The organism is Acidovorax sp. SUPP2825, from assembly GCF_030158995.1.
Classification (GTDB): Bacteria; Pseudomonadota; Gammaproteobacteria; order Burkholderiales; family Burkholderiaceae_C; genus Paracidovorax.
This window is the reverse complement of the sequence record NZ_BQXK01000001.1, coordinates 64,742-80,972: the sequence shown is the minus strand read 5'-3', so window position 1 is coordinate 80,972 and position 16,231 is coordinate 64,742. Positions and strand designations below refer to the sequence as shown.

Annotated in this window: 13 protein-coding genes; all 13 read right to left on the bottom strand. The window is 70.0% G+C overall.

From position 1 onward, the window contains the following. Positions 1-110: 110 nt before the first annotated feature. The 13 genes from ftsA to rsmH all read right to left on the bottom strand — a co-directional run bounded on the left by ftsA (position 111) and on the right by rsmH (position 16,227). Entirely contained in the window at positions 111-1,340 is a 1,230-nt protein-coding gene (gene ftsA / locus AVAK2825_RS00365) for a cell division protein FtsA (protein WP_092741824.1), read from the bottom strand. A gap of 16 nt (positions 1,341-1,356) precedes the next feature. Then, positions 1,357-2,211 carry a cell division protein FtsQ/DivIB gene (locus AVAK2825_RS00360; protein WP_284393035.1) on the bottom strand — a complete coding sequence of 285 codons (855 nt, stop codon included), beginning with the start codon at positions 2,209-2,211 and terminating at the stop codon, positions 1,357-1,359. Beyond that, the gene (locus tag AVAK2825_RS00355; RefSeq protein WP_284393032.1) at positions 2,208-3,233 is read right to left on the bottom strand and encodes a D-alanine--D-alanine ligase; all 1,026 of its coding nucleotides are present in this window, start codon (positions 3,231-3,233) and stop codon (positions 2,208-2,210) included. Before AVAK2825_RS00355 ends, AVAK2825_RS00360 begins: the two co-directional genes overlap by 4 nt. Further along, positions 3,230-4,663 carry a UDP-N-acetylmuramate--L-alanine ligase gene (murC, locus tag AVAK2825_RS00350; protein WP_272567214.1) on the bottom strand — a complete coding sequence of 478 codons (1,434 nt, stop codon included), beginning with the start codon at positions 4,661-4,663 and terminating at the stop codon, positions 3,230-3,232. The genes AVAK2825_RS00355 and murC overlap by 4 nt, the downstream gene beginning before the upstream one ends. Then, positions 4,660-5,724: an undecaprenyldiphospho-muramoylpentapeptide beta-N-acetylglucosaminyltransferase gene (murG, locus tag AVAK2825_RS00345; protein ID WP_284393029.1), complete on the bottom strand. Its 1,065-nt coding sequence runs from the start codon at positions 5,722-5,724 to the stop codon at positions 4,660-4,662. The genes murC and murG overlap by 4 nt, the downstream gene beginning before the upstream one ends. Before the next feature lie 79 nt (positions 5,725-5,803). Next, positions 5,804-7,090, bottom strand: a complete 1,287-nt coding sequence (ftsW, locus tag AVAK2825_RS00340) for a putative lipid II flippase FtsW (protein WP_284393027.1) — start codon at positions 7,088-7,090, stop codon at positions 5,804-5,806. Then, entirely contained in the window at positions 7,087-9,144 is a 2,058-nt protein-coding gene (gene murD / locus AVAK2825_RS00335) for a UDP-N-acetylmuramoyl-L-alanine--D-glutamate ligase (protein ID WP_502870464.1), read from the bottom strand. Before murD ends, ftsW begins: the two co-directional genes overlap by 4 nt. Then, positions 9,141-10,319, bottom strand: coding sequence for a phospho-N-acetylmuramoyl-pentapeptide-transferase (mraY, locus tag AVAK2825_RS00330; protein ID WP_284393025.1), 1,179 nt, complete (start codon positions 10,317-10,319; stop codon positions 9,141-9,143). Before mraY ends, murD begins: the two co-directional genes overlap by 4 nt. Beyond that, positions 10,310-11,722, bottom strand: coding sequence for a UDP-N-acetylmuramoyl-tripeptide--D-alanyl-D-alanine ligase (locus tag AVAK2825_RS00325; RefSeq protein WP_284393023.1), 1,413 nt, complete (start codon positions 11,720-11,722; stop codon positions 10,310-10,312). Before AVAK2825_RS00325 ends, mraY begins: the two co-directional genes overlap by 10 nt. Further along, positions 11,719-13,224 (bottom strand): UDP-N-acetylmuramoyl-L-alanyl-D-glutamate--2,6-diaminopimelate ligase, encoded by a 1,506-nt coding sequence (locus AVAK2825_RS00320; protein ID WP_284393020.1) that lies wholly within the window; start codon positions 13,222-13,224, stop codon positions 11,719-11,721. The genes AVAK2825_RS00325 and AVAK2825_RS00320 overlap by 4 nt, the downstream gene beginning before the upstream one ends. Then, positions 13,221-14,966: a peptidoglycan D,D-transpeptidase FtsI family protein gene (locus tag AVAK2825_RS00315; RefSeq protein WP_284393018.1), complete on the bottom strand. Its 1,746-nt coding sequence runs from the start codon at positions 14,964-14,966 to the stop codon at positions 13,221-13,223. Before AVAK2825_RS00315 ends, AVAK2825_RS00320 begins: the two co-directional genes overlap by 4 nt. Further along, positions 14,963-15,301, bottom strand: a complete 339-nt coding sequence (gene ftsL / locus AVAK2825_RS00310; RefSeq protein ID WP_284393016.1) for a cell division protein FtsL — start codon at positions 15,299-15,301, stop codon at positions 14,963-14,965. Before ftsL ends, AVAK2825_RS00315 begins: the two co-directional genes overlap by 4 nt. After that, positions 15,298-16,227, bottom strand: a complete 930-nt coding sequence (rsmH, locus tag AVAK2825_RS00305; protein ID WP_284393823.1) for a 16S rRNA (cytosine(1402)-N(4))-methyltransferase RsmH — start codon at positions 16,225-16,227, stop codon at positions 15,298-15,300. The genes ftsL and rsmH overlap by 4 nt, the downstream gene beginning before the upstream one ends. Positions 16,228-16,231 lie beyond the last annotated feature (4 nt).

Below are 16,231 nucleotides of genomic sequence, written 5' to 3'. Positions count from 1 at the left end.
TCGGGTGGGACGCAGCCCGGGGCACGAAAGGGGGGCCGGTGCCCCGCCATCGTTGCCAGAACAGCGCATCGGGGCCAGCGCGAGCGAGCCAGTGCTGAGGGGACAACATGTCAGAAGTTCCCCACGATGAAATCTTTGAAGCGGCCGAACGCGGTCTTCACCGAGCCGCTCTTTTGCGCCACCTTGAAGCCGCGCAGGCGCGCCAGGCGCGCCTCTTCCAGCAGGCCCATGACGGTGGCGGCGCGCGGCTGGGCGATCATGTCGGCCAGCGCGCTCGAATACTTGGGAATGCCCCGGCGCACAGGCTTCAGAAAGATGTCCTCGCCCAGCTCGACCATGCCCGGCATGATGGCGCTGCCACCCGTGAGCACGATGCCCGAGGACAGCACCTCCTCGTAGCCCGACTCGCGGATGACCTGCTGCACGAGCGAGAAGATCTCTTCCACGCGCGGCTCGATCACGCCGGCCAGCGCCTGCTTGCTGAGCATGCGCGGGCTGCGGTCGCCCAGGCCGGGCACCTCCACCTGCGCCTCGGGATCGGCCAGCAACTGCTTGGCATAGCCGCTTTCGACCTTGATGTCCTCGGCGTCCTTGGTGGGCGTGCGCAGCGCCATGGCGATGTCGCTGGTGATGAGGTCGCCCGCGATCGGGATCACGGCCGTGTGGCGGATCGCGCCGCCGGTGAAGATCGCCACGTCGGTCGTGCCCGCACCGATGTCCACCACCGCCACGCCCAGCTCGCGCTCGTCGTCGGTCAGCACGGCCTGGCTGGAGGCGAGCGGGTTCAGCATGAGCTGCTCCACCTCGAGACCGCAACGGCGCACGCACTTGATGATGTTCTCGGCCGCGCTCTGCGCGCCGGTCACGATGTGGATCTTGGCCTCCAGGCGGATGCCGCTCATGCCGATGGGCTCCTTCACGTCCTGCCCGTCGATCACGAATTCCTGCGGCTCCACCAGCAGCAGGCGCTGGTCGCTGGAGATGTTGATGGCCTTGGCCGTCTCCACCACGCGCGCCACGTCGGCCTGGGTGACTTCCTTGTCCTTGACCGCCACCATGCCGCTCGAATTGAGCCCGCGGATGTGGCTGCCGGTGATGCCGGTGTACACGCGCTGGATCTTGCAGTCAGCCATCAGCTCGGCCTCTTTCAGCGCCTGCTGGATGCTCTGCACCGTGGCGTCGATGTTCACCACCACGCCGCGCTTGAGGCCATTGCTGGGTGCGACGCCCAGCCCGGCCAGCTTGAGTTCGCCATTGGGCAGCACCTCGGCCACCACCGCCATCACCTTGGCGGTGCCGATGTCCAGCCCCACGACCACGTCTTTGTATTCTCTTGCCATATTCTGTGTCCTGCCCTCAGTGGTTCTGCCCTGTTGTTCTGGCGGGGCGCGCGCGCTGCGGCGCAGTGCGCGCGGGCGCCCGGGCGGCCGCCTTGGGGGCGTCGCCATTGACCGTGGTCACCCCGCGCAGCCGCAGCGCATAGCCGTCAGCGTGGCGCAGGTCGGCCGATTCGAGTGCGTCCGCGCGCCGCCCGTACTGGCCCGCCACGCGCGCCAGCGTGCGCACGAAGCGCTGCGTGCGCTGCACCACGTCCTGCGGCGTGCCGCCGCCCAGTTCCACCATGGCGCCGCTGTCCAGCGTGGCGCGCCAGCCGCCGCGGCCGGTGAGCTCCAGCGCATCGACCTTGGTGTCCAGCGGCTCGAAGACGGGCTGCAGGCGGTGGTACATCTGCAGCACCTCCAGCGACTGGCCCTGCGGGCCCTGCAGGCGGGGCAGGTCGTCCGCGTCCAGGTCGTCGCCGTTGGCCTCGAACACCTCGCCCTGGCTGTTGACCAGGGTGGAGCCCTCTTCGGCGCCCCAGTAAGCCGCGGCATCGTGCTCCTGCAGCTCCACGCGCAGGCTGTTGGGAAACTCGCGCCGCACCATCGCGTGGCGCACCCAGGGCACCTGCTCGAACGCCTCGCGCACGGCGCGCAGATCCACGGTGAAGAAATTGCCCACCAGGTGCGGCCCGACGTTGGCCCGCAGCGTGACGGCGTTGTTGTGCACCAGCTCGCCCTGCACCACGATGCGCCCGATCGCGAACGCCGGATGGCGCAGCATCCACGAGCCGCCCACCACCAGCACGAACGCGGCGCAGCCCACGAACAGGACCGTGGCGGTCAGGTTCATGAGCTTGACGTCAAGCGGTGCGGGCAGCGAGGCGGTCATGCGGCTCCCGGGGTTCCCGTGGGGGTGGCGTGGATGGTGGCGCCGGCGCCGGCATGGCCCTGCAGCCCGTCGAGCGAGGCGCTCGCCAGGATGCGCAGGCACAGCGCCTCATAGCTCACACCGCTGGCGCGGGCCGACATGGGCACCAGCGAATGGCCGGTCATGCCGGGCGAGGTGTTGATCTCCAGCAGGAAGGGCTTGCGGTCGCTGGCGCGGATCATGATGTCGGCGCGCGCCCAGCCCCGGCACTGCAGCGTGCGGAAGGCCTCGACCACGAGGCGCTGGATCTCGCGCTCCTCGGCCTCGGGCAGGCCGCTCGGGCAGTGGTACTGCGTGACGTCGGTGAAATACTTGTTCTGGTAGTCGTAGTTGCCGGCCGGCGCCACGATGCGGATCACCGGCAGCGCATGCGCATCCGCCCCCTGGCCCAGCACCGGGCAGGTGGTCTCGTCGCCTTCGATGAATTCCTCGCACAGCACTTCGGGGTCGTAGCGGGAAGCCAGCAGGTAGGCCTGTTCGCACTGCCCGGGCGAGGTCACTTTGGTCAGGCCGATGGTGGAGCCCTCGCGCGAGGGCTTGACGATCATCGGCGCGCCCAGCGCCTGCAGCGCCTGCGCGGTCTCGGCGGCGCTCGACACCAGGCGCCAGTCCGGCGTGGGCAGCCCCTCGAAGCGCCAGATGCGCTTGGTCATGATCTTGTCCATCGCGATGCTGGACGCCATCACGCCGGGGCCGGTGTACGGAATGCCCAGCAGCTCGAGAGCGCCCTGCACCGTGCCGTCCTCGCCATGGCGGCCGTGCAGGGCGATGAAGCAGCGCGCATAGCCGCCGTGCCGCAGCTCGGACAGGTCGGTCTGTGACGGGTCGAACGCATGCGCGTCCACGCCGCGGGCGCGCAGCGCCTGCAGCACGCCGCCGCCGGACATCAGCGAGACCTCGCGCTCGGCGGACGAGCCGCCCATCAGCACCGCGACCTTGCCCAGAGCGCGCACGTCGATGGCGGGGGTGTCTTCGTGGCTCATCGCGCGACCTCCGCCAACGCTGGCGCTTCTTCTTTCTGCAGCATTTCCACCACCTTCGCAGGCACGGCGCCGATGGAGCCCGCGCCCATGCACAGCACCACGTCGCCGTCCCGGGCGTTGTCCACGATCGCCTGCGCGAGCAGGGCCACGTCGTCCACGAACACCGGCTCGACCTTGCCCGCCACGCGCAGGGCGCGCGTGAGCGACCGGCCGTCGGCGGCGACGATGGGCGCCTCGCCGGCGGCATACACCTCGGTCAGCAGCACGGCGTCCGCACTGCCCATGACCTTCACGAAATCCTCGAAGCAGTCGCGCGTGCGGCTGTAGCGGTGCGGCTGGAACGCCAGCACCAGGCGCCGGCCCGGGAAGGCACCGCGCGCCGCGGCCAGCGTGGCCGTCATCTCGACCGGGTGGTGGCCGTAGTCCTCGATCAGCGCGAACCTGCCGCCGCCCGGCGCGGCGATGTCGCCGTAGCGCTGAAAGCGCCGGCCCACGCCCTTGAACTGGGCCAGGGCACGCAGCAGCGCGTCGTCGGGAATGTTCAACTCCACCGCCACCGCGATGGCCGACAGGGCGTTCAGCACGTTGTGCTCGCCCGCCAGGTTCAGCACCACGTCGATGTCGGGCAGCGTGACGCCGTTGCGCCGCTGCACGCGAAAACGCATCTGGCCCGCATCGGCCCGCACATCCACCGCGCGCACCTGGGCGTCTTCGGAGAAGCCGTAGCTCGTCACCGGGCAGGTCACGTCGGCCAGGATGTCGCGGATGGCCGGGTTGTCCACGCACAGGATCGCCGTGCCGTAGAACGGCATGCGGTGCAGGAACTCGACAAACGCGCCCTTGAGGCGGCCGAAGTCGTGCCCGTAGGTTTCCATGTGGTCGGCGTCGATGTTCGTCACCACGGCCATCACGGGCAGCAGGTTGAGGAACGAGGCGTCGGACTCGTCCGCCTCCACCACGATGTAGTCGCCGCTGCCCAGCTTGGCATTGGCGCCCGCGCTGTTGAGCCGCCCGCCGATCACGAAGGTCGGGTCGAGCCCGGCCTCGGCCAGAACGCTGGTCACCAGGCTGGTGGTGGTGGTTTTGCCGTGCGTGCCGGCGATGGCGATGCCGCGCTTCAGGCGCATCAGCTCGGCCAGCATCAGCGCGCGCGGCACCACGGGAATCTTTTTTTCGCGGGCGGCCAGCACCTCGGGGTTGTCGGCCTGCACCGCCGTGGAGGTGACCACTGCATCCGCCCCCTCGATGTGCGCGGCCGCATGGCCCACGCAGGTACGGATGCCCAGCGCCTGCAGGCGGCGCAGGGTGGCGCTGTCGGACAGGTCCGAGCCCGAAATGCCGTAGCCCAGGTTGAACAGCACCTCGGCGATGCCGCACATGCCGGCGCCGCCCAGGCCGACGAAATGGATGTGGCGAATGGCGTGCTTCATGCCAGCTCCTCGCAGGCAGTCGCCACTTCGCGGGTGGCGTTAATCTTTTGCATGTTTTTGGCCTTCCGAGCAATATCCACTAGGGCATCGCGCTCTGAATTTTGTAGCAACTGTGCCAGCCACTCGGGGGTGAGGTCGCGTTGCGGCACGAGCCACCCGCCACTGGCGTCCACGAGGAAGCGGGCATTGGCGGTCTGGTGGTCGTCCACCGCATGGGGGAACGGCACGAACACCGCCGCCGCGCCCACGGCGGCGATCTCGGTGACGGTGCTGGCGCCCGCACGGCAGACGATGAGGTCCGCGTCGGCGAACGCCGCCGCGGTGTCGTCGATGAACGGCGTGAGCGTGGCCTGCACGCCCGCCTTCGCGTAGTGCTCGCGCAGCGCATCGATCTGCGCTGCGCCGCTCTGGTGGGTGACGACGGGCCGGCGGTCCGCCGGAATCAGCGCCAGGGCCTGCGGCACGATCTCGTTGAGCGCGCGGGCGCCCAGGCTGCCGCCCACGACCAGGAGGCGCAGCGGCCCCGTGCGGCCGGCGAAGCGCTCGGCCGGCGCGGGCTGCTGCGTGAAGGGGGTGCGCAGCGGGTTGCCCACCCACTGGGCCTTCTTGAGCACCCCGGGAAAGGCCGTGAAGATACGGTCGGCCACGCCGGCCAGCACCTTGTTCACGAGGCCGGCCACCGAGTTCTGTTCGTGCAGCACCAGCGGCTTGCCCAGCAGCACGGCCATCATCCCGCCCGGAAACGTGACATAGCCGCCCAGGCCCACGACCACGTCGGGGCGCACGCGGCGCACCACGGCCAGCGACTGCCAGAAGGCGCGCAGCAGGCGCAGCGGCAGCAAGGCCAGCGTGAGCAGCCCCTTGCCGCGCACGCCGGAAAAATCGATGGGCTCGAACGCGAACCCGCGTGGCGGCACCAGGCGCGACTCCATGCTGCCGGGCGTGCCCAGCCAGTGCACACGCCAGCCGCGCGTGCGCAGCTCTTCGGCCACGGCCAGGCCCGGGAAGATGTGGCCGCCGGTGCCGCCGGCCATGATGAGCGCGGTTTTGGGTGCGCTCATACGCGTCCACCCCTCACCGTGCGCTGCGCGCCCGGCATGGCTGACGCCATGCGGTGCCCGTTTTGTTGAAACAAGCACCTCATACGCGGCCTCCGCGCATAAGGTGCTTGTTTTCGTAGTCAACCCGAAGCACCACGGCGATGGCCACCAGATTCATCAGGATGGCGGAGCCGCCGAAGCTCATCAGCGGCAGGGTCAGCCCCTTGGTCGGCAGCGCGCCCAGGTTCACGCCCATGTTGATGAAGGCCTGAAAGCCCATCCAGATGGCCACGCCCTGCGCCACCAGGCCGGCGAACACGCGGTCCAGCGCGATGGCCTGGCGGCCGATGTGCATGATGCGGCGGGTCATCCACAGGAAGAGCACGATGAGGATGAGCACGCCGACCAGGCCGAACTCCTCGCCGATCACCGCGAGCAGGAAGTCGGTGTGCGCCTCGGGCAGCCAGTGCAGCTTTTCCACGCTGCCGCCCAGCCCGACGCCGAAGATCTCGCCGCGGCCGATGGCGATCAGCGAGTGCGACAGCTGGTAGCCCTTGCCCAGCGCGTGCTTTTCGCTCCAGGGATCGAGGTACGCGAAGATGCGCTCGCGCCGCCAGTCGCTCATCATCACCATGAGCGCGAAGGCGCCCACCAGCACGGCGGCGATCAGGAAGAACATGCGGGCGTTCACGCCGCCCAGGAACAGGATGCCCATGGCGATCACGGCGATCACCATGAAGGCGCCCATGTCGGGCTCGGCCAGCAACAGCGCGCCCACCACGGCCACGGCCGCGCCCATGGGCAGCACGGCGCGGAAGAAGCGCTCCTTGACCTCCATCTTGCGCACCATGTAGTCCGAGGCGTAGATGAGCACGGCGAACTTCGCCAGCTCCGACGGCTGGAAGTTCATGACCCCCAGCGAGAGCCAGCGCCGCGCGCCGTTGACCACCGTGCCCACGTGCGGGATCAGCACCGCGATGAGCAGAGCGATGGACAGCACGAACAGCCACGGCGCCACGCGCTCCCAGGTGGACATGGGAATCTGGAACGCCAGCAGGGCCGCGACGAAGGCCATCACCAGCGCCATGATGTGGCGCACCAGGAAATGGGTGGGCGCGATCTTGCCGAAGCGCGGGTTGTCCGGCATGGCGATGGACGCGGAATACACCATCACCAGCCCCCACGCGAGCAGCGCCACCACGACCCACAGGAGGGCCTGGTCGAAGCCAAGCACGCTGGCCGGCGTGGTCGTGGTCTGGCGGTATTCGGTGCCGCCCACGCGCACCGGCAGCACATCGGCGGGCTTGGCGGGCAGGCCGCCGAACCAGCCGCCGAACTTTCCGGTCAGACGCTGCAGCAGGCCGGGGGATGCGGGTGCGGTGCTCATGCGGAGCCCTCCAGGTCCTGGCCGCGATCGTTCGCAAGCGCTTGCACGGCTTCGCAAAACACGCGGGCGCGGTGCTCGTAATCGTTGAACATATCGAAACTGGCACAGGCGGGCGACATCAGCACCGCATCACCGGCATGGGCGCGCTGCGTGGCCAGGTCCACCGCCTGCGGCAGCGTCGGTGCGTCCAGCAGGGCCACGCCCGCGTCTTTGAGCGCGGCGCGGATCTGGGGTGCATCGCGGCCGATCAGCACCACGGCGCGGGCGTAGCGCGACACGGGCGCGGCCAGCGGCAAGAAGTCCTGCCCCTTGCCGTCGCCGCCCAGGATGACGACCAGCCGGCGCTCCGCGCCCAGGCCGGTGAGCGCCGCCACCGTCGCGCCCACGTTCGTGCCCTTGCTGTCGTCGAAATATTCCACATCGCCGATGAGCCCCACGGGCTCCACGCGGTGCGGCTCGCCGCGGTATTCGCGCAGGCCGTACAGCATGGGGCCCAGCGCGCAGCCGGCGGCCTGTGCGAGCGCCAGCGCGGCAAGCGCGTTCACGGCGTTGTGGCGGCCGCGGATGCGCAGCGCATCGGCAGGCATCAGGCGCTGGATGTGCAGCTCTTCTTCCTGCGCACGCGAACGGCGGGCGGTTTCGTCGGCCTCCTGCGCCCGCACGAGCCAGGCCATGCCGTTGACGATCTCCAGACCGAAATCGCCCGGGCGCTGCGGCATGTCGCCGCCGAACGTGACATGGGGACGCACCTGCACCTTCGGGGCTTTCGCGCGCCCGGTCGCCGGTCTGGCCGCGCTGCGCGCCGGCCCGGCATCGGGCAACATGCCCATGACCTCGGGGTCTTCGCGGTTGAGCACCATCAGGCCGCTCTCGCCGAAGATGCGCGCCTTGGCGGCCGCATAGGCGGCCAGGCTGCCGTGCCAGTCCAGATGGTCCTGGCTGATGTTGAGGACGGCCGCGGCCGTGGGCTCGAAGCCCGCCACGCCGTCGAGCTGGAAGCTGGACAGCTCCAGCACCCAGACCTCGGGCAGGGTGCCCGCATCGATGTGCTGGCCCAGTGTGTCCAGCAGGGTCGGGCCGATGTTGCCGGCCACGGCCACGGTCTTGCCGGCGCAGTCCACGAGCCGGCCGGTGAGCGAAGTCACCGTGGTCTTGCCGTTGGTGCCGCTCACGGCCACCACCGCCGGGGCGTAGCCGTGCGCGGCGTGCAGCTCGCGCAGCGCCATGGCGTACAGGGCGAGTTCGCCCTCCATGCGGATGCCGCGTGCCCGGGCCTCGGACGACAGGGCGGCCAGCGTGTCGGGACGCAGGCCGGGCGAGCGGTAGATGGCCTGCGGCGTGCGCCCTTCGAGCAGGGAGGCGTCGAACGCACCGGCCACGAAGCGCACCTGGGGCAGCTCGGCATGCAGCGTGCCGCGCTGCGGAGGCGCCTCGCGCGTGTCGGCCACGGTCACCTGCGCGCCGCAGCGCACGCACCAGCGGGCCATGGCCAGCCCGGAAGCGCCCAGGCCGAGAATGAGAATGTCCTGGCCCTGCAGCAGCGCAGCACCCTCGCCCGGCCAGCCGGCCGGCACCGGCGTGGGGCCGGCCACCGGGCCGGTGGCGCCGTCGGCCGGGGGCGCGTCATCGGAGGATGGCGCCGCGCCCGGATCGCGCGGACCGGCCGCGATGGCGGACTCGGGCGAGCCCACGTCCGCGAAGATCTGCGCCACGAACGCGGCGGCCGCCGCAGCGGCCGAGACCGCTGGCGCGGTCATGCCGGCGAGCGCCTGCGCCATCGCGTCGTTCGCGGGGGCCGGTGCTGCCTGCGGGGCCGGTGCGGAGGATGCGTCCTCATCCTGCGGCGCCAGCGCCACGCTTTCGGGCATTCGGGGCACGTCGGGCGAATCGGGAGCGCCGGATGCGTCGGGGCGCGGCGGCATGGCGTCCATGCCCTGCACCGGCGCCACCACAAACGGGGAAACCATGGGCGCGACCTCCCCTTCGCCGGGGCCATCGGCACCCTGCGGCAGGCCTGGCGCCTCGCCAGGAAGAAGGGGGTCGTGCGGGTTCATCGCAGTTTCAGCGTGGTCAGGCCGATGAGGCACAGCAGCATGGTGATGATCCAGAAGCGCACGACCACCTGCGTCTCCTTCCAGCCGCTTTTCTCGAAATGGTGGTGCAGCGGCGCCATCTTGAGCAGCCGCCGGCCCTGGCCGTAGCGCTTCTTGGTGTACTTGAACCAGGCCACCTGGAGCATCACCGAAAGCGCCTCGACCACGAAGATGCCGCCCATGATGGCCAGCACGATCTCCTGGCGCACGATGACGGCAATGGTGCCCAGGGCGCCGCCCAGCGCCAGCGCGCCCACGTCGCCCATGAACACCTGGGCCGGGTGGGTGTTGAACCACAGGAAAGCCAGGCCCGCGCCGGCCATGGCCGAGCAGAAGATCAGCAATTCGCCCGCGCCGGCGATGTGCGGGAACAGCAGGTACTTGGAGTACACCGTGCTGCCGGCCACGTAGGCGAACAGCCCCAGCGCCGATCCCACCATCACGACCGGCATGATCGCCAGGCCATCGAGGCCGTCGGTCAGGTTGACCGCGTTGCTCGATCCCACGATCACGAGGTAGGTCAGGATCACGAAGCCCAGCACGCCCAGCGGGTAGCTGACTTCCTTGAAGAACGGCACCAGCAGCCCGGCCTGCGGCGGCAGGTCCAGCGAGAAGCCGGACTGCACCCAGGTGATGAACAGCTCGAACACGCGCGAATTGGAGTTCTCGGAAATGCTGAACACCAGGTAGAGCGCCGCCAGCAGGCCGATGACGGACTGCCAGAAATACTTCTCGCGCGAGCGCATGCCTTCCGGGTCCTTGCGCACCACCTTGCGCCAGTCGTCCACCCAGCCGATGGCACCGAAGCCCAGGGTCACGGCCAGCACGATCCACACGAAACGGTTGGACAGGTCGAACCACAACAGCGTGGAGATCGCGATCGAACCCAGGATCAATACGCCCCCCATGGTGGGCGTGCCGCTCTTGGACAGGTGCGATTCCATCGCGTAGCCACGGATGGGCTGGCCGATCTTGAGCGAGGTGAGCATGCGGATCACCTTCGGCCCCGCCGCCAGCCCGATCACCAGCGCCGTGAGCGCCGCCATCACCGCACGGAACGTGAGGTACTGGAAGACGCGGAAGAACCCGAACTCCGGCGACAGGCCCTGCAGCCATTGCGACAGTATCAGCAGCATGTGGCGCCCCCGCGTGCGTTCTTCGTCGTGTCCGCACGGGCTTCCAGCACCTGCACCACCTGCTCCATCTTCATGAACCGAGATCCCTTCACCAGCACGCTGCCCACCTGGGGCAGGGCTTGCTGCACCGCTGCGAGCAGCGATGCCATGTCGTCGAAATGCCGCGCATCCGGCCCGTAGGCCTGCGCGGCGTGAGTGCTGAGCGCGCCCAGCGCGAACAGCCTGCCGATGCCGCTGGCGCGCGCCTGGGCGCCCGCCTCGGCGTGGAACTGCGGCCCCTGCTCGCCCACCTCGCCCATGTCGCCCAGCACCAGCAGCTGCGGGCTGGGCAGGCCGGCCAGCACGTCGATGGCGGCGCGCATGGAGTCGGGGTTGGCGTTGTAGGTGTCGTCCACCGCCGTGACCACGCGCCCGTCCTGCGGCACGCTGAAGGCGCGCGAGCGCCCCTTGACCGGCATGAAGGCAGAGAGCCCGCGCGCGACGGCGTCGAGCGGCGCACCGGCCGCCAACGCGCAGGCCGTGGCGGCCAGGGCGTTGGTCACGTTGTGCATGCCTGCAATGCGCAGCGTGGCATCGAAGCCGCCCTGCGGTGTGTCGATGCGGATGCGCCAGGCGCTGCCCTCCCACTGTGCGGCGGTGCAGCGCACGTCGGCACCCTCCGCGCCGAAGGTGGTGCAGCGGCGCCCCGCAGCCAGTTGCCGCCACAGCGCGGTGTAGGCATCGCCTGCCGGGAACACGGCCACGCCATCGGCAGGCAGGGCCGAGAGGCAGGATCCGTTCTCTTCGGCCACGGCCTGCACCGTGTGCATGAACTCCAGGTGCTCGCGCTGCGCGTTGTTGACGAGGGCCACCGTGGGGCGGGCCAGGTCGGCCAGGTACGCGATCTCGCCCGGATGGTTCATGCCCAGCTCGATCACCGCCGCCTCGTGCGCCGCGTTGAGCCGCAGCAGCATCAGCGGCACGCCGATGTCGTTGTTGAAATTGCCTTGCGTCGCAAACGCCGCCGGGCCCTTCCAGGCCTGCAGCACCGCCGCGATCATCTGCGTGACGGTGGTCTTGCCGTTGCTGCCGGTCACCCCGATCAGCGGCAACCGGAACTGGGCACGCCAGCCAGCGGCCAGGGCGCCGAGCGCCGCGAGCGTATCGGGCACCTCGATGCCGGGCAGGCCCGCGGCCTCCAGGCCGCCGTGGGCCACGGCCGCAGCGGCGCCGGCCGTGCGCGCATCGGCCAGAAAGGCATTGGCGTCGTAGCGCTCGCCCTTGAGCGCCACGAACAAATCGCCCGCCTGCAGCGTGCGCGTGTCGGTGTGCACGCGGGACAGCGGCAGCGCGCCCTCGCCCACCAGCCGGGCCGTGGGCACGCGTGCCTGGATGAACCCCAGGGCCTGCTGCAGCGTCATCATGCGCGGCCTCCCCGGGCGGCCAGACCGGCCTGGGCGTGGGCCATGTCGGAGAACGGCCGGCGCTCGCCCGCCACCTCCTGGTAGTCCTCGTGGCCCTTGCCGGCGATCAGCACCACGTCCCGCGGCCCGGCCTCGGACAGCGCCAGCGCGATCGCCGCGGCGCGGTCCACCTCGGCGCGCACGGTGCGCCCGGCCACGGTGCCCTGCAGGATTTCGTGAAGGATGTCCGCCGGCACTTCGCCGCGCGGGTTGTCACTGGTGACGATGACCGCATCGGCCCGCTGCTGCGCGACCGCTCCCATCAGGGGCCGCTTGGTGCGGTCACGGCTGCCGCCGCAGCCGAACACGCACCACAGCCGCCCGCCGCGCTCCGCCGCGATGGGGCGCAGCGCCTGCAGCGCCTGATCGAGCGCATCGGGCGTATGGGCGTAGTCCACGGCGACCAGGGGCTGGTGCGGCACATGGATCTGCTCCATGCGGCCCGGCACCGGCGACAGCTGCGCGCAGGCGTAGAGCGCATGCTCCAGCGGCACGCCCAGCGCCCTCAGCGTGGCCATCACGAGCAGCAGGTTGCCCACGTTGTAGTGGCCGATGAGTCGCGTCTGCAGCACATGGCTTTGCGCGCCTTCGGCCACGGTGAACGACAGGCCGCCATCGCCCCAGGCGATGTCCCGGGCCTGGAGCCGTGCGGGCCCCTGCAGGGAGACGCTCCACAGGTCCAGCGGCTGCTGGGACAGCGTCTCGTGCAGTTCGGCGCCGCGCCGGTCGTCGATGTTGACCACGGCGATCTGCAGCCCGGGCCAGTCGAACAGGGTGCTCTTGGCCTGCCAGTAGGCGGCCATGCTCGGGTGGTAGTCCAGGTGGTCCTGGGTGAAATTGGTGAACAGGGCAGCCCGCACCCGCGTGCCGGTCAGGCGGTGCTCCGCCAGCCCGATGGACGACGCCTCGATCGCGCAGGCCACACGGCCTTCTTTGGCGAAATGGGCGAAGGCGCGCTGCAGGCGCACCGGGTCCGGCGTGGTAAGGCCGGTGGATTCGAGCGCGGGCGGCACGCCGGCACCCAGCGTGCCGATCAGCGCGCAGCCGCCGGGCGCCGCCAGTTCGTTGCGCGCCAGCAGGTTGAGCGCATCGGCCAGCCACCAGCTGACGCTGGTCTTGCCGTTGGTGCCGGTCACGGCCAGCACGTCGATCGACTGCGTGGGGTGGCCGAACCACTCGGCCGCCAGCGTTCCGGTGATGGCCTTGAGCCCGCGCAGCGCGGCCACCGGCGCGTCGGCGAAATGGAAGGCCTCGATGCCTTCGTGCTCGACCAGGCAGGCCATGGCGCCACGCGCCAGCGCGTCGCCCACATGGGCGCGGCCATCGGTGGCGGCGCCCGGCCAGGCGATGAAGCCATCGCCGGGCTGGATCAGCCGGCTGTCGGTCTGCAGCGTACCGGTCACCCGGGCGGCCAGCCATTGCACGGCGTCGTGCACCGAAGTGAGCAGCGGGGTCGTCGTCATAGCGATTCCTCCACGGTGTTGGCCACGATCTGGGGCTTGACGGCCATGTCGGGCTGCACGCCCATCATGCGAAGGGTCTGCTGCACCACGGCGCTGAACACCGGCGCGGCCACCGCGCCGCCGTAGAACACGCCGTTGCTGGGCTCGTCGATCATCACCGCGACGATGATGCGCGGCTTGTCGATCGGGGCCATGCCGGTGAACCACGCCCGGTACTTGCCCGAGGCATAGCTCTTGCCCACCTGCTTGCGCGCGGTGCCGGATTTTCCGCCCACCGAGTAGCCTACGGTCTGCGCCTGCTGGCCCGTGCCGCCGGGGCCCGCGGCCATCTGCAGCATCTTGCGCACCTGGTCGGCCGTGCGCTCGGAGAACACGGGCACGCCGACCGCCGGCGTGCTCGACTTGAGCATGGTGGCGGGAATGATCTGGCCGCCGTTGGCGAACACCGTGTACGAGCGCGCCATCTGCAGCAGGCTGGCCGACAGGCCGTAGCCGTAGGACATGGTGGCCTGCTCCACCGGGCGCCAGGTCTTGTAGGGCCGCAGGCGGCCGCTCACCACGCCGGGGAAGTGGATCTGCGGCTTCTGCCCGAAACCGGCCGCCGAGAAGGTCTCCCACATCTCGCGCGCCGGCATCTGCATGGCGATCTTGGTGGTGCCCACGTTGCTGGATTTCTGGATCACGCCTTCGACCGTGAGCACGCCGTAGTTGTGCGTGTCGGAGATGGTCGAGCCCGTGATGGTGACGCGGCCGGGGTTGGTGTCCACGATGGTTTCCGGGCGCACGCGGCCGGTCTCCAGCGCCAGGCCGATGGTGAACGGCTTCATGGTGGAGCCGGGCTCGAACACGTCGGTGAGCGCGCGGTTGCGCAGCTGCTCGCCGGTGAGGTTCTGGCGCTTGTCGGGCACGTAGCTCGGGTAGTTGGCCAGCGCCAGCAGCTCGCCCGTGTGCGCGTCGATCACCACCACGCTGCCGGCCTTGGCCTTGTGCAGCGCCACCTGGTCGCGCAGCTTCTGGTAGGCGAAGAACTGCACCTTGCTGTCGATGGACAGCTGCATGTCCTGCCCGTCCACCGGCGGCACCTCGGCGCCCACGCCCTCCACCACGCGGCCCAGGCGGTCCTTGATGACGCGTCGCGAGCCGGCCTTGCCGGCCAGCTGCTGGTCGAAGGCCAGCTCCATGCCTTCCTGGCCATGGTCTTCCACATTGGTGAAGCCCACCACGTGCGCGGCCGATTCGCCTTCGGGGTACTGGCGCTTGTATTCCTTGCGCTGGTAGATGCCCTTGATGTCGAGGGCGGCGATCTGCTGGCCGACCTCCCAGTCGAGCTGGCGCTTGATCCAGACGAAGGTCTTGTCCTCGTCCGCGAGCTTGGTCTTGAGCGCGGGCAGCGGCATCTCCAGCAGCTTGGCCAGTTGCTGGAGCTTTTCGCGCACCTCGGGCTTGTCCTGCTCCACGTCTTCCGGAATGGCCCAGATGCTGGCCGCCGGCACGCTGGAGGCCAGGATCAGCCCGTTGCGGTCCAGGATGCGGCCCCGGTTGGCGGGCAGCTCCAGCGTGCGGACGAAGCGCACCTCGCCCTGCCGCTGGAAGAACGCATTGCCGAACACCTGCACGTAGGCCGCGCGGGCGCCCAGGCCCACGAAGCCCAGCGCCACCATGGCGACGATGAACTTGCTGCGCCAGACCGGCGTCTTGCTGGCCAGCAGCGGGCTGGAGGTGTAGTTGACGCTGCGGCTCATCGGCGCACGCTCCCCCCGCCACCCGGCGTGGCCGGCACGGGCGCTGCCGTGGCGGCCGTGACCACCGGCGTGCCGTCGTCGGCGACGTACTGCGTGATGGCCGGCGTGGCCGTGCGCATCTGCAGGCGGTCGCGGGCGAGCTTTTCCACCCGCAGCGGCGTCGCCTGGGCGCGCTTTTCGACCTGCAGGCGCTGGTGTTCGGTCTCCAGCCGGCGCGACTCGGCCACCGCGCGGTCCAGCTCGGTGAACAGGCGCCGCGACTCGTACTGCATGTGCACGAGGTACAGCGCGCTCACCATCACCCCCAGCAGCAGCACCAGGCTCAGGCGCGTCATGGCTGCACCTCCGTGCGCTCGGCCACGCGCATCACCGCGCTACGGGAGCGGGGATTGGCCTCGATCTCGGCCGCGCCGGGCTTGATGCGGTCCAGCGCCTTGAGCCGCATGGGCTGCGGCTGCGCGAACGGCGCGCGGCGGTCGAAGACCTCCTTGGAATGCTGGGCGATGAACTGCTTGACGATGCGGTCTTCCAGCGAATGGAAGCTGATCACCACCAGCCGGCCACCGGGTGCGAGCACCCGCAGGCTGGCCTCTAGCGCCTGTTGCAGCTCTTCAAGCTCGGCGTTGATGAAAATCCGAAGAGCCTGAAATGTGCGCGTTGCAGGGTTCTGGCCTGCTTCGCGGGTCTTGACCGAGCCAGCCACGAGTTGGGCCAGTTCAGCGGTGGTGGCAAGAGGGCCCCGCTCCTCGCGACGAGCAACAATCGCCTTTGCAATGGGGCCAGCAAACCGTTCTTCGCCGTAGTCACGTATCACCTCCGCAATCTGCCCGACCTCGGCCGTGGCCAGCCAATCGGCCACGCTCTCGCCGCGCGTGGTGTCCATGCGCATGTCCAGCGGGCCGTCGAAACGAAAGCTGAAGCCCCGGCCGGGGCTGTCGATCTGGGGTGAACTCACGCCCAGGTCCATGAGGATGCCCGCGGCGCTGCGCTCGGGCAGTTCGGCCAGATGGCGGAATCCTTCGTGCCGAATGGAAAAGCGCGCATCGGTGATGCGCGCTGCTTCTGCGATGGCCTCGGGGTCCTTGTCGAACGCCACGAGGCCCCCGCCCGGCCCCAGCCGGTCCAGTATCTTGCGGGAGTGCCCGCCACGGCCGAAGGTGGCATCGATCCACACGCCGGCGGGCGCGGGGCCGGCGGCGCCCAGCAAGGCGTCGACCGCCTCGCCCAGCAAGACCGTGGTGTGTTGCAGCGGTGCGTTCACCATG

Coding starts and splice junctions, on each gene's coding strand:
- ftsA (WP_092741824.1), bottom strand. CDS start 1,340: ATGGCAAGAGAATACAAAGACGTGGTCGTGGGGCTGGACATCGGCACC.
- AVAK2825_RS00360 (WP_284393035.1), bottom strand. CDS start 2,211: ATGACCGCCTCGCTGCCCGCACCGCTTGACGTCAAGCTCATGAACCTG.
- AVAK2825_RS00355 (WP_284393032.1), bottom strand. CDS start 3,233: ATGAGCCACGAAGACACCCCCGCCATCGACGTGCGCGCTCTGGGCAAG.
- murC (WP_272567214.1), bottom strand. CDS start 4,663: ATGAAGCACGCCATTCGCCACATCCATTTCGTCGGCCTGGGCGGCGCC.
- murG (WP_284393029.1), bottom strand. CDS start 5,724: ATGAGCGCACCCAAAACCGCGCTCATCATGGCCGGCGGCACCGGCGGC.
- ftsW (WP_284393027.1), bottom strand. CDS start 7,090: ATGAGCACCGCACCCGCATCCCCCGGCCTGCTGCAGCGTCTGACCGGA.
- murD (WP_502870464.1), bottom strand. CDS start 9,144: ATGAACCCGCACGACCCCCTTCTTCCTGGCGAGGCGCCAGGCCTGCCG.
- mraY (WP_284393025.1), bottom strand. CDS start 10,319: ATGCTGCTGATACTGTCGCAATGGCTGCAGGGCCTGTCGCCGGAGTTC.
- AVAK2825_RS00325 (WP_284393023.1), bottom strand. CDS start 11,722: ATGATGACGCTGCAGCAGGCCCTGGGGTTCATCCAGGCACGCGTGCCC.
- AVAK2825_RS00320 (WP_284393020.1), bottom strand. CDS start 13,224: ATGACGACGACCCCGCTGCTCACTTCGGTGCACGACGCCGTGCAATGG.
- AVAK2825_RS00315 (WP_284393018.1), bottom strand. CDS start 14,966: ATGAGCCGCAGCGTCAACTACACCTCCAGCCCGCTGCTGGCCAGCAAG.
- ftsL (WP_284393016.1), bottom strand. CDS start 15,301: ATGACGCGCCTGAGCCTGGTGCTGCTGCTGGGGGTGATGGTGAGCGCG.